This is a genomic window from Streptomyces sp. S.PNR 29 (assembly GCF_030386795.1).
Taxonomy (GTDB): Bacteria; Actinomycetota; Actinomycetes; order Streptomycetales; family Streptomycetaceae; genus Streptomyces.
Genome location: NZ_JANUQM010000002.1, coordinates 816,465 through 828,616 on the forward strand (window position 1 = coordinate 816,465; position 12,152 = coordinate 828,616).

Below are 12,152 nucleotides of genomic sequence, written 5' to 3' on the forward strand. Positions count from 1 at the left end.
GTGCCCGGGCCGGCTCTACGAAGGAGAAGAAGCATGCTCAACAGAAGGAACTTCCTCACCGCGGCGGTCGGTGTGGCGGCTGCGACCGGACTCACGGCCTGCGCCAAGAAGGACGACGGCGCGTCCAGCTCCTCGGCCGGCGGCAGCAAGGCGATCACCCTCGGTTTCTCCCAGGTCGGCTCGGAGAGCGGCTGGCGGACCGCCAACAGCGACTCGGTGAAGTCGGCCGCGAAGGAGGCGGGCTACACCCTCAAGTTCTCCGACGCCCAGCAGAAGCAGGAGAACCAGATCTCCGCCATCCGCAGCTACATCGCGCAGAAGGTCGACGTCATCGCCTTCTCGCCGGTCGTCGTCACCGGCTGGGACGCGGTGCTCAAGGAGGCCAAGGCCCAGAAGATCCCGGTGGTCCTCACCGACCGCTCCGTGGAGACGTCCGACCCGTCCCTGTACGTGACCCTGGTCGGCTCCGACTTCACGGACGAGGGCCGGCGCGCCGCCCGCATGCTGGAGAAGGTTCTGCAGAAGGCCGGCCACAAGGGCCCCGTGAAGATCGCGCAGTTGGAGGGCACCACCGGTGCCGCCCCGGCGATCGAGCGCGCCAAGGGCTTCAAGGAGGTCATGGACGCGGAGCACAAGGACGACTGGAAGATCGTCATCAGCCAGACCGGCGACTTCACCCGCGCCGGCGGCAAGCAGGTCATGGCGGCCTTCCTGCAGTCCAACCCGGACATCAACGTGCTCTTCGCGCACAACGACGACATGGCCATCGGCGCCATCCAGTCCATCGAGGCGGCCGGCAAGAAGCCCGGCAAGGACATCCTCATCGTCTCGATCGACGGTGTGAAGGACGGCTTCGTCGCCATGTCCCAGGGCAAGATCAACGGCATCGTCGAGTGCAACCCGCTGCTCGGCCCCCAGCTGATGGAGGTCGTGAAGAAGGTCCACAACGGCGAGAAGGTCGAGCGGTGGATCAAGACCAAGGAGAGCGACTTCACGCAGGACCAGGCCAAGGACGCGCTCCCCACCCGCAAGTACTGACCGACCGCACCCGCCGGCAGGGAGCCTCCGGCCGACCGAGACCCCTCGGTCGAGAGGCTCCCTGCGGACCTGAACCATTTCATGAGGAGCGCTGCCATGGCAGAGCCGCGGCCCGTCCTGGAGATGACGGGCGTAATCAAGGAGTTTCCGGGGGTAAGGGCTCTGTCGGGCGTCGACTTCCGGCTCTTCCCGGGCGAGATCCACGCCCTGATGGGCGAGAACGGCGCCGGAAAGTCGACGCTGATCAAGGTACTGACGGGCGTCTACTCGCTGGACGGCGGCACGATCACCCTCGACGGCGAGTCCGTACGGTTCGGCAGCCCGCTGCAGGCGCAGCAGGCCGGCATCAGCACGGTCTACCAGGAGGTCAACCTCTGCCCCAACCTGTCGGTGGCGGAGAACATCTTCATCGGGCGTGAACCCACCCGCGCGGGCCGTATCCAGTGGAAGCGGATGCGTGCGGAGGCGGCGGAGCTGGTCGACCGGCTCGGGCTCGACATCGACGTCACCGCGCCGCTGTCCTCGTACCCGCTGGCCGTGCAGCAACTGGTCGCGATCGTACGGTCGGTGGGCACCGGGGACCGGGGCAGCGAGGGATCCGGCACCAAGGTGCTGGTCCTCGACGAGCCGACCTCCAGCCTCGACCGCGAAGAGGTCCTCGAACTCTTCCGTCTGATGCGGCAGTTGAGGGACGAGGGCGTCGCGATCCTGTTCGTGTCGCACTTCCTGGACCAGATCTACGAGGTCTGCGACCGGATGACCATCCTGCGCAACGGCACGCTGGTCGGCGAGCACATGGTCCGCGACCTCGACCAGGTCGGCCTGATCGAGCTGATGATCGGCAAGGCCCTGGACCAGCTGGAGGAGCTGCACGAGCACCAGATGCACTCCGACGTCGGCGAGACGCTGGTCAGGGCCGAGGGGCTCGGCCGCAGCGGCGGGATCGCCCCCTTCGACCTGGAGATCAAGAAGGGTGAGGTGCTCGGACTCGCCGGCCTGCTGGGATCCGGCCGCACCGAGCTCGCCCGCCTGCTCTTCGGCGCCGACCAGCCGGACAGCGGCAAGGTGTCCATCGGCGGCAAGCCGGTCCCCATGCACGCCCCGAACGACGCCATCGGCGCCGGGGTCGCGTTCTGCTCGGAGAACCGCAAGACCGAGGGGCTGGTCCCCGACCTGACCGTGCGCGAGAACATCATCCTCGCCCTCCAGGCGGCCCGCGGCTGGACCCGGCCCATACCGGCCTCCCAGCGCGACGAACTCGTCGCCAAGTACATCAAGGCGCTGGACATCCGCCCCGCCGACCCGGAGGCCCGGGTAGGGCAGCTCAGCGGCGGCAACCAGCAGAAGGTACTGCTCGCCCGCTGGCTGATCACCCAGCCGAAGCTGCTGATCCTGGACGAGCCGACGCGCGGCATCGACATCGGCGCGAAGGCGGAGATCCAGAAGCTGGTGGTGTCCCTCTCCGAGGACGGCATGTCCGTGCTGTACATCGCGGCCGAACTGGAGGAGGTGCTCCGGCTCAGCCACACCATCGGAGTGCTGCGCGACCGCCGGCTGGTGGCGCGGCTCACCAACGGGCCCGAGATCACCACCAGCAAGATCCTCGAGACCATCGCGAGCGGAGAACACCAGTGACCACCACTTCCCGATGGCGAGCAGTGACGCGCCACCACCTGTTCTGGCCGGTCGCGGTCCTGGTCGTCCTGTTGCTCGTCAACGTCCCCTTCACGCCCGGCTTCTTCTCGATCCGGATGGCGGACGGCCACCTCTACGGCAGCCTCGTCTCCATCGTGCTGTTCGGCTCACCGCTGATCCTGGTGGCGGTGGGCATGACCCTGGTCATCGCGACCGGCGGCATCGACCTCTCCGTCGGCGCCGTGGTCGCCATCACCGGGGCCCTGTCGTGCTGGTACATCAGCGACCAGGCCGACCAGAACGCCGTGTCCGGGGTGCTCGTCGCCGTGGGGCTGGGGCTGCTCGCCGCGGTCGTCTGCGGCCTGTGGAACGGCTTCCTGGTCGCCAAGAGGGGCATCCAGCCGATCATCGCCACGCTGATCATCATGGTCGCCGGGCGCGGTGTCGCCCAGCTGATCACCGACGGCCAGATCATCACCGTCAACAGCGACCCGTACAAGCTGATCGGTGGCGGCTACTGGCTGACGCTGCCCTTCTCCATCTTCGTGGTGGCCGCGGTCGTGGCCGTCACCGTGGCGCTGACCCGGCGCACGGCACTCGGCCTGCTGGTCGAGTCGGTCGGCGGAAACGCCGAGGCCAGCCGCCTGGTGGGCATCAGGTCCACGCGCATCAAGGTCATGGTCTACGTCTTCTGCGCGCTGTGCGCGGGCATCGCGGGGCTGATGATCAGCTCCAACACCTCGGCCGCGGACGGCAACAACGCCGGTCTGTGGATCGAGCTGGACGCGATCCTCGCCGTGGTGATCGGCGGCACATCGCTGCTCGGCGGCCGGTTCTCCATCGGCGGCACGGTGATCGGAGCCCTCGTCATCCAGACCCTGACCACCACGATCTACACCATCGGCGTGCCGACCCAGACCAACCTGGTCTTCAAGGCCGCTGTCGTCATCGTCGTCTGCCTGCTGCAGTCCCCGAAGTTCCGGGCCAAGGTCTTCGGCGCGAAGGGCCTGAAGGGTCCGCGCCGGGACGCCGCCCCGGCGGAGCCCGCTCCGGCGGCCGACGCCGCCCCGAAGATGGAGGTGTCGCAGTGAGCGCGACCACCCAGACCCCCAAGGCAGCGCGGAGCGGCACCGCCTCCCGTGCCACGCGCGTGCTCGGCGACAGGCGTCTGCCCGTCCTGGTCACGGCCGCCCTGTTCATCGCCATGTACCTCGGCGGCCTCAGCCGGTACCAGAACTACGGGTTCGCCGAACCCCAGGTGTTCCTCAACCTGTTCATCGACAACGGCTATCTGCTGGTGGCCGCCATCGGTGCCACCTTCGTCATCATGTCCGGTGGCATCGACCTGTCCGTGGGCTCGCTGATCGGCTTCACCACCATGTTCACGGCGTGGCTGGTGGAACGCCAGGGGCTGCCGCTGGTGCTGGTGGTCCCCCTCGCGCTGGGCGTGGGCGCCTTCGGCGGCTTCCTGATGGGCTATGTGATCCACAACTTCGAGATCCAGCCGTTCATCGTCACCCTCGCCGGGCTCTTCCTCTTCCGCGGACTGTGCCTGGTCATCAGCAAGGAGTCGATCTCCATCAGCGACTCCTCGGTGAGCAGCCTCGCCCAGACGCGGGTGTCGCTGGGCCTGGGCGACCTCTCGATCGGCGCCGTCGTGGCCCTGGTCGTCCTCGGCGTCGCCTGCTACGTGCTCCACTACACCCGCTTCGGACGCCGCGTGTACGCCATCGGCGGCAACGAGCAGTCGGCTCTGCTCATGGGTCTTCCGCTGGGCGGCACGAAGATCGCCGTGTACACGGTGAGCGGCTTCTGCTCGGCCCTGGCCGGTCTGCTGTTCATGCTGTACATCCAGTCGGGCGACCCGCTGCACGCCGTCGGCATGGAACTCGACGCCATCGCCGCGGTGGTCATCGGCGGCACCCTGCTGACCGGCGGTTCCGGTTATGTGCTGGGCACACTCTTCGGTGTGCTGGTGCTCGGCCTGATCAAGAGCATCATCACGTTCGAGGGCACGCTCAGCTCCTGGTGGACGAAGATCGCCACCGGTGTGCTGCTGTGCGCCTTCATCCTGATCCAGCGCACCATGACGTCCCGCCAGAAGACCTGACAGCGGGGGCCGTGACCGGCGGCGCTGCTCCGTCGTGCGAGCCCGGCCACTACCGTCCCGGGTGAGTGACGGGCAGCCGTACGCGCAGCCGCCACGTGCCCTCCACGGCACCGGCCTCCGCGGTGCCGCCCAGCAGCCGGGCCCGGTCCGCGATACCGCGCAGGCCGTGGCCGCCGCCGGGGCGGGAGCCGATGGCGGTGCCGAGGGGATTGTCGACGGTGATCTCCAGGTGCTGGTCGGCGACCTCGATCCGCAGCGCGACCGAGACGCGGTCACCGGCGTGCTTGAGGGCGTTGCTCAGCCCTTCCTGCACGATGCGGTAGGCCTCGCGGGAGAGCCGCGGCGGCAGGGCTTGAGGGGACGTTCTGATGTCGGCCGTCACCTGGAGCCCGCCCGCGCGGGTGCGCCGCAGCAGGCCGTCGAGGTCGGCGGCGAGCGTGGGCGCCGGAGCTGTGCCGGGGGCGTCGCCGTCCCGCAGCACGCCCAGCACGGCGTCGAGTTCGCCGACCGTACGCCGGGTGGTGTCCTCGATGGCGGCGAGGGCCTCCCGGACGAACTCCGGGTCGCTGTCGAGGACCCGGCGTGCCGCGCTCGCCTGGAGCGTGACCGCGCTCAGGGCGTGACCGACGGAGTCGTGCAGCTCGCGGGCGAGCCGGTTGCGTACGGCGAGGTCGGCGGCGCGCGCCTCGGCGGCCGCGAGCCGGTCCTCGGGGCTCGGGCCGAGCAGCGCCGGCGCCCAGCGGGCGAGCAGGGCGCCGCAGCCGGCCGCGCACGCGGCGAGCGCGACGAGGCAGGCCACGCCCACGACCGGCGCGAGCGCCAACGCCCAGGCGTGGCCGAAGACTTCGGGCAGCCCCAGCCGACTGCCCCACAGGCCCGCGAACGGCAGCACGATCAGCACCACCGCGAACGGCGGCACCGCGAGCGACATCCCGGCGATGATCCCGCCGCACCCCAGATGCAGCGTGAACCAGGCCGCCGTACGCCCCTTCTCGCCCCGCGTCCGGGCGGGCCCGTAGGCGAGCCGGTCCGCGTCGACACCGCACAGCCACCGCACGACCCCCGCCTCCAGGGGCCGGGTCAGCGGGAACAGGGAGGTGACGGCGGCGAGCGGCAACCCGGCAGCGAACGCGGCCAGTTGGAGGGGGAAGGACCCGAAGACGTTGGTGGCGCCGGTCGCCGGGCCGATGACGACCTCGCCGGCGAACACATACGGCATGGCGAGCGCACCGCCGAGGATCAGATGGATCCAGCGGCGGCGCGCCCGCCGGCCGAACAGGAGGCGGGCGAACGCTCTCACGCCGATGGCCGGCGCACGGACCGGGCCGCCCCGGCCGACCGTTCCGCGAACGAGTACGCCACGACGGTGCTGACGAGGATGCCGACGATCATCTGGCCAGCGTAGGCGACGTTCATCAGCTGTGTCGGACGGCCGGCGATGTCGCCCCCGCCGCCGAGCGAGGCCAGCGACAGCCAGCCGCCCCAGCAGGTCACGGCACCGGAGCCGACCCAGGCCAGGGCGAGCGGCACCGCGACGGGCAGGGCACGTCCGCGGCGGAAGGCGAGCAGGCAGCCGCCGGTGACGGCCGCGGCGAGGAAGAGGACGAACAGGGCCTCCAGGACGTCACCGCCGGCCCGCGGGACGTGGACGCCGAGGGGGAACAGGGCGAGTACGGCGGCGGCCACGGCGGTGAACCGCTGTGCCGCGCCGACCGTACCGACGGGCAGCTCCCACACCCGCCCGCGCCACAGATACCCCCAGCGGTCGCGGGCGTAGAGCACGAAGAGCGCGCCCAGGGCGAGTCCTTGGACGATGAACCCGGTGTACACGACGGTGAACACCCAGTCGTGGAGGAAGGGTTCGTCCCCGGTGCGCGGGGAGTCCCCGGAGCCGCCACCGCCGAGCATCCTCCCCAGCAGCTGCAGCGGAAACCCCGCCATGATCGGCGCGAGCAGCCCGGTGGCGACCCACATCGGGAACGCCGGCAGCCACGCGGGCATCCGCAGCCCCCGCGGCCGGGTCAGCACCAGGGCCAGCACGATCACGGCGCTGTCCAGCAGCACGGTGAGCCCGTTGACGACGACCGTGGTCGCCCGGTGCTCCAGCAGCGGGCTGCCCTCCGGGATGCCGACGTGACTGCCGGCGATCCAGGCGGCCTTGAGGGCGAGGTAGGGCACGCACGAGACGACGGCGGCGGTCCGCAGGAGGCGGCGCGCCCGGCTGAGACCGGCATGGAGTGCGGCCGGGGTGGCGAGTGACTGCGTCATGCGTCCACCCTGGCGCGCCGGCGGCCGGGGCACCTCCTGCGCGGCGACGATCCGCCTCCGCCGGACGGGGGAGGGGCCTCAGCCCTCCAGCGTCAGCACGACCTCGTCGATCTCCGCGCCCCGGGCGTTGGCGTAGCCCGTGGCTGTCGCGGTGAGCCGGAAGCCGCACTTCCGGAGCACCCGGATCGACCCCTCGTTGTCCGCGGCCGCACGCGCGTACAGCGGGCGTTCCGGCACCTCGGTCAGCAAGCCGCGCAGGGCCGCCGTCGCCACGCCCTGCCCCCAGTACGCCCGGTCCACCCAGTAGGTGACCTCGCGCTCGCCCGGCTCCCCGTACACCGCCGCGCTGCCGACCACGTCACCGTCGGCCAGGATCGTCCGTGCGACGGCGTCCGAGGACCGGATCCTCTTCCACTGGGCGTCGAAGGCGTCCCGGTCGGCCGGGTCCTCGGGGACGAAGGCCGCCATGTACTGGGACTCGGGGTCGTTCATCTGCCGGTAGAAGACAGGCAGGTCGCTGTCGTGCACCTCACGAAGCGCCACTCGCATCGATCAAAGCCTCCGGGTCGCCAGGGTCAGTCGGTCCCGCGCGTCGAACAGCGCGTCCTTCACCATCTGCTCGTGGGCCGGCGTCAGCCGCGCCACCGGCACCGAGCAGCTGATCGCGTCCCGGGCCGGTGTGCGGTAGGGGATCGCCACGCCGAAGCAGCGCAGCCCCAGCGTGTTCTCCTCGCGGTCCACGGCGAAGCCCTGCTCCCGCACCTGGTGCAGCTCCTCGATGAGCTTCTCCCGGTCGGTGATCGTGTTCTCGGTGAGCGCGGGCAGCGTCTCCGGCAGCATCTTGCGGACCTGCTCGTCGGAGTACGTGCTCAGCAGCGCCTTGCCGAGTGACGTGGAGTGCGCGGGGAGGCGGCGGCCGACCCGTGTGAAGGGGCGCAGATAGTGCTGCGACTGGCGGGTGGCCAGGTAGACGACGTTCGTGCCGTCCAGGCGGGCGAGGTGAATGGTCTCCGTCGTGTCGTCGGAGAGCCGGTCCAGCGTGGGCCGGGCCACGGCGACCACCTCGTCGCCGTCGATGTACGACGTACCGACCAGCAGCGCCCGTACGCCGATGCCGTACCGTGTGCCCGTCGCGTCCGTCTCCACCCAGCCGAGCTCGACCAGCGTGCGCAGCAGCATGTAGAGGCTGGATTTCGGATAGCCGACGGCCTCCTGGACCGCCGCGAGGGAGTGCATACCGGGCCGGCCTGCGAAGTACTCCAGCAGCTCAACGGTCCGCACCGCGGACTTGACCTGCGCCCCACCGCCTGTCTCGCCTGCCGCCATCGCCCATGACCCCTTCGTTCGACGCGAACCTGGAGATATAGTCTCCGACAGCATATTCATCATCAGAGACAGTGTTCAGCATATCGAACGTCCCTGGTGAGTCCGTACGTACTGCGGCATTGCATGCGGCATCAAACGTGGAGGGACCCGCGGTGGCAGCAGCACCAGTCTGGAGTGTCGACCCCCGTACCGGGAAGCAGCGTGAACAGGTTGCGGTGGAGGCCACAGCCCAGGAGGTGGACGCCGCCGTCCGTGCCGCGCGGGCCGCGCAGGGCGCCCTCGCCGACCGCGGCGTCCGTTCCGCCTTCCTGCGCTCCGCCGCCGACGAGCTCCAGGCGGCCAAGGACTGGCTCGTCGAGACCGCCGACGCCGAGACCGCGCTCGGCCCGGTCCGGCTCACCGGTGAGCTCGCCCGCACCTGCTACCAGCTGCGGGCCTTCGCCGACATCGTCGACGAGGGCGCCTTCCTCGACGTCGTCATCAACCACCCCGACGACACCGCGACCCCGCCGATCCCGGACCTGCGCCGCTACAAGGTGCCCCTCGGAGTCGTCGCCGTCTACTCGGCCTCGAACTTCCCCTTCGCCTTCTCGGTCGCCGGCGGCGACACCGCCAGCGCTCTCGCGGCCGGCTGCCCCGTCGTCGTCAAGGCCCACCCCGACCACCCGGCCCTGTCCGAGCTGGTCGCCAAGGTGCTGCGCCGGGCCGCCGCCCGGCACGACATCCCCGAGGGCGTCCTCGGCCTGGTCCACGGCTTCGAGGCCGGTATCGAGCTGATCAAGCACCCGCTGGTCTCCGCGGCCGGCTTCACCGGCTCGATCCGCGGTGGCCGTGCCCTGTTCGACGCGGCGGCCGCCCGTCCGGTCCCGATCCCCTTCCACGGCGAGCTGGGCTCCCTGAACCCCGTCGTCGTCACCGAGGCCGCCGCCGCCGAGCGGGCCGAGACGATCGGCGCCGGGCTGGCCGGTTCGATGACGCTCGGCGTCGGCCAGTTCTGCGTGAAGCCGGGCCTCGTGCTCGCCCCGTCCGGCGACGCGGGCGACCGCCTGCTGAAGTCCCTGACCGACGCCGTCAGCGACACCGAGGCCGGGGTCCTCCTCGACCACCGCATGCGCGACAACTTCATCGCCGGTGTCGCCGAGCGCGTCGAGCTGCCCGACGTGGAGTCCCCGGTGACACCGGGCGCGGGCAGTGAGCACACCGTCAGCGCCGGATTCCTGACCGTGCCGGCGAGCCGGCTGGCCCAGGAGGGCGAGCACGACCTGCTCCTGGAGGAGTGCTTCGGGCCGGTCACCGTGGTGGCCCGCTACGAGGACGAGGCCGAGGTGCGGGCCGTGCTGTCCCGGCTGCCGGGCAACCTCACGGCGACGGTTCAGCTCTCCTCGGACGAGGCGGCCGGCGAGGGCCGGGGTGCGGAACTCGTGCAGGCGCTGACGCCGCTGGCCGGTCGCGTGCTCGTGAACGGCTGGCCGACCGGCGTCGCGGTCGCCCCGGCCCAGCACCACGGTGGCCCGTACCCCGCCACGACCTCGACGTCCACCTCGGTCGGCGGCACGGCGATCGAGCGGTGGCTGCGGCCCGTGGTGTACCAGAGCACGCCGGAGGCGCTGCTTCCCGCGGAACTCCGGGACGACAACCCGCTGGGGCTGCCCCGCCGTTTCAACGGGCGTCTTGAGCGCTGAGCTCCGACGCGGACGAACACCACACGGAGACAAGGGAAACCGGGAGACTTTGGTCATGGACATGAAACTCCCCGAACTCCCGTTTCCCCTCCGCAGCTACGGCCCGGACGGGCACTGGTCCTACGAGGACGGCGTCCTCACCGGCTGGGCGGGCCCTCGGCAGGACCGGTTCGTCCCGCCCACCGGTGAGGCGCTGGACCCCGCCTCCGACGCGCCGCGGCTGCTGGGGGCGCCCGAAGGGGACTTCCAGCTGATCGCCCGGGTCACCGTCGGATTCGCCGGGGCCTTCGACGCCGGGGTCCTCTACGTCCATGTCGGCGAGCGGGCCTGGGCCAAGCTCTGCCTGGAGTACTCCCCGGCCGTGCCCACCGTCTGCACGGTGGTCACCCGGGGACACTCCGACGACGCCAACTCCTTCACGGTAGACGGCAGTTCGGTCTGGCTGCGGGTGAGCCGCACCGGCCGTGCCTTCGCCTTCCACGCCTCCCGCGACGGCGAGCGCTGGACCTTCGTGCGCCTCTTCACCCTCGGGGAGGAGAAGGAGAGCGGGGCCGCCCTGGTCGGCTTCATGACCCAGTCGCCCATGGGGGAGGGCTGCGTGGTCACGTACGACCACATCGAGTTCCGGCCGGACTGGCCGAAGGATCTGAGGGACGGCAGCTGAGGGTCAGGCCACGGTCCGGCGGAGCCTCGCGGTCGCGGTGGCCGTGGCCGCGAACAGCGCGGCGCTGATCGCCAGGCACATCCGCATACCGGCCTCGAACCCGTCGGCGACCAGCGATCCGAACACGGCGATCCCCAGCCCGCCGGCCACCTGCCGCGCCGCGTTGAGCACGCCCGCCGCCAGCCCCGCCCGCTCGGCCGGCACCGCGTCCATCATCGCGGCCGTCAGCGGCGGGACCGTCAGGGCGCAGCCGACGGCCATCGGTACGAGGAGGGCGGCCACGGCATCCGGCGACGTTCCGCCGTCGACGTACAGCAGCCCCAGCAGCCCGGCCGCGGCGAGCACCTGCCCGGCCAGCATCGGCAGCCGAGGTCCGTACCGCCCCGCCAGCTTGCCCGACACGAGGTTGGTGACGCCGATCAGCCCGCTCATCGGCAGGAACACCAAGCCGGCGTACAGCGCCGAGCGCCCCTGCACCTGCTGGAAGAAGAGGGAGAAGAGGAACACCACGCCGTAGAAGGCCACGCTGCACGCCGCCCCCGCCGCGACCGCGACGGACACGTTCCGGCTGCGGAAGAGACCGAGGGGGACCACCGGGTGCGCCTGCCGTGCCTCGATCCGGAGGAACAGCGCCGCCGCCACGACCGCGACCGCCGATGCCACGAGGCCGGTCGTGCCGCCCTCGATCACCGCGAACGTCAGCGCCGTGAGGGCGACGATCGCCGTCAGCTGCCCGGGCAGGTCCAGCGGGGCCGGGCGCCGCTGCGAGCGCGGGGCCCGTACCAGCAGCGCGAGCGCCACCGCCCCGACCGGCAGGTTGATGAAGAAGATGCCCCGCCAGTCCCAGGCCGTCGTCAGCGCGCCGCCCGCCACCGGACCCAGCGCCACCGCCACCGAGCCGCCCGCCGCCCACGCGGCCACCGCGCGCGCCCGGCGGGCGGGATCCGCGTACGCCTGCCGCACCAGCGCCAGCGAGGCCGGCAGCACCACGGCGGCCGCGACCCCCTGCACCACCCGTGCGCCGATCAGCGCCGGGAGGTTCGGGGCCAGCCCGCAGGCCGCCGAGGCGAGCGTGAACACCGTGATGCCGAGGGCGTACGCGCGGCTCGCCCCGGCCCGGTCCGAGAAGGCGCCCGTGGACAGCATCAGCGCGGCGAAGGCGAGCGTGTAGGCGTCCACCACCCACTGCAGGCCGGACATCCCGCCGCCGAGCGAGCCGCCGATCGCGGGCAGGGCCACGTTCACGACGGACGCGTCGAGGGTGATCAGCGCGAAGCCGAGCAGGGCGGCGGTGAGGGTGAGCGCGGGGGAGGGGCTCTTGGGTACCGATGCCCCGCCGATTCCGGCGAGTTGGTCGTCTCGCGTCAGGTGATTCGTCGACATGCGTCCATGCTGCGGATCGTCTGCCGCGTACAGTAGTGGCTCGAAT

At 71.3% G+C, this 12,152-nt stretch carries 11 protein-coding genes; 6 read left to right on the forward strand and 5 right to left on the reverse strand.

Translation table 11 applies throughout. The features are described 5' to 3' along the window. Nucleotides 1–33 precede the first annotated feature (33 nt). From NW895_RS08360 to yjfF, 4 genes are all read left to right on the forward strand, one after another. Nucleotides 34–1,038: an ABC transporter substrate-binding protein gene (locus NW895_RS08360; RefSeq protein ID WP_289934693.1), complete on the forward strand. Its 1,005-nt coding sequence runs from the start codon at nt 34–36 to the stop codon at nt 1,036–1,038. A gap of 96 nt (nt 1,039–1,134) precedes the next feature. Then, nucleotides 1,135–2,673: a sugar ABC transporter ATP-binding protein gene (locus tag NW895_RS08365; protein ID WP_289934694.1), complete on the forward strand. Its 1,539-nt coding sequence runs from the start codon at nt 1,135–1,137 to the stop codon at nt 2,671–2,673. Continuing rightward, nucleotides 2,670–3,764 carry an ABC transporter permease gene (locus tag NW895_RS08370; protein ID WP_289934695.1) on the forward strand — a complete coding sequence of 365 codons (1,095 nt, stop codon included), beginning with the start codon at nt 2,670–2,672 and terminating at the stop codon, nt 3,762–3,764. The genes NW895_RS08365 and NW895_RS08370 overlap by 4 nt, the downstream gene beginning before the upstream one ends. After that, the gene (gene yjfF / locus NW895_RS08375) at nt 3,761–4,783 is read left to right on the forward strand and encodes a galactofuranose ABC transporter, permease protein YjfF (RefSeq protein ID WP_289934696.1); all 1,023 of its coding nucleotides are present in this window, start codon (nt 3,761–3,763) and stop codon (nt 4,781–4,783) included. The genes NW895_RS08370 and yjfF overlap by 4 nt, the downstream gene beginning before the upstream one ends. Before the next feature lie 49 nt (nt 4,784–4,832). Here the strand turns inward: yjfF and NW895_RS08380 are convergent, their stop codons facing one another. The 4 genes from NW895_RS08380 to NW895_RS08395 form a co-directional block, all read right to left on the reverse strand. Next, nucleotides 4,833–6,083 (reverse strand): histidine kinase, encoded by a 1,251-nt coding sequence (locus NW895_RS08380; protein ID WP_289934697.1) that lies wholly within the window; start codon nt 6,081–6,083, stop codon nt 4,833–4,835. Then, entirely contained in the window at nt 6,080–7,051 is a 972-nt protein-coding gene (locus tag NW895_RS08385; RefSeq protein ID WP_289934698.1) for a hypothetical protein, read from the reverse strand. Before NW895_RS08385 ends, NW895_RS08380 begins: the two co-directional genes overlap by 4 nt. A gap of 78 nt (nt 7,052–7,129) precedes the next feature. Continuing rightward, the gene (locus NW895_RS08390; protein WP_289934699.1) at nt 7,130–7,600 is read right to left on the reverse strand and encodes a GNAT family N-acetyltransferase; all 471 of its coding nucleotides are present in this window, start codon (nt 7,598–7,600) and stop codon (nt 7,130–7,132) included. 3 nt (nt 7,601–7,603) lie between these two features. Next, nucleotides 7,604–8,377, reverse strand: coding sequence for an IclR family transcriptional regulator (locus NW895_RS08395; protein ID WP_289934700.1), 774 nt, complete (start codon nt 8,375–8,377; stop codon nt 7,604–7,606). 152 nt (nt 8,378–8,529) lie between these two features. Between NW895_RS08395 and NW895_RS08400 the strand changes: the two genes are divergently transcribed. Continuing rightward, complete coding sequence (locus NW895_RS08400) at nt 8,530–10,059, forward strand: aldehyde dehydrogenase (NADP(+)) (RefSeq protein ID WP_289934701.1); 1,530 nt, start codon at nt 8,530–8,532, stop codon at nt 10,057–10,059. Nucleotides 10,060–10,114: 55 nt separating this feature from the next. Beyond that, nucleotides 10,115–10,723 carry a DUF1349 domain-containing protein gene (locus NW895_RS08405; protein WP_289934702.1) on the forward strand — a complete coding sequence of 203 codons (609 nt, stop codon included), beginning with the start codon at nt 10,115–10,117 and terminating at the stop codon, nt 10,721–10,723. A gap of 3 nt (nt 10,724–10,726) precedes the next feature. On the opposite strand, the gene NW895_RS08410 is transcribed toward NW895_RS08405, so the two are convergent. Further along, nucleotides 10,727–12,106 carry an MFS transporter gene (locus NW895_RS08410; protein ID WP_289934703.1) on the reverse strand — a complete coding sequence of 460 codons (1,380 nt, stop codon included), beginning with the start codon at nt 12,104–12,106 and terminating at the stop codon, nt 10,727–10,729. Nucleotides 12,107–12,152: the final 46 nt, after the last annotated feature.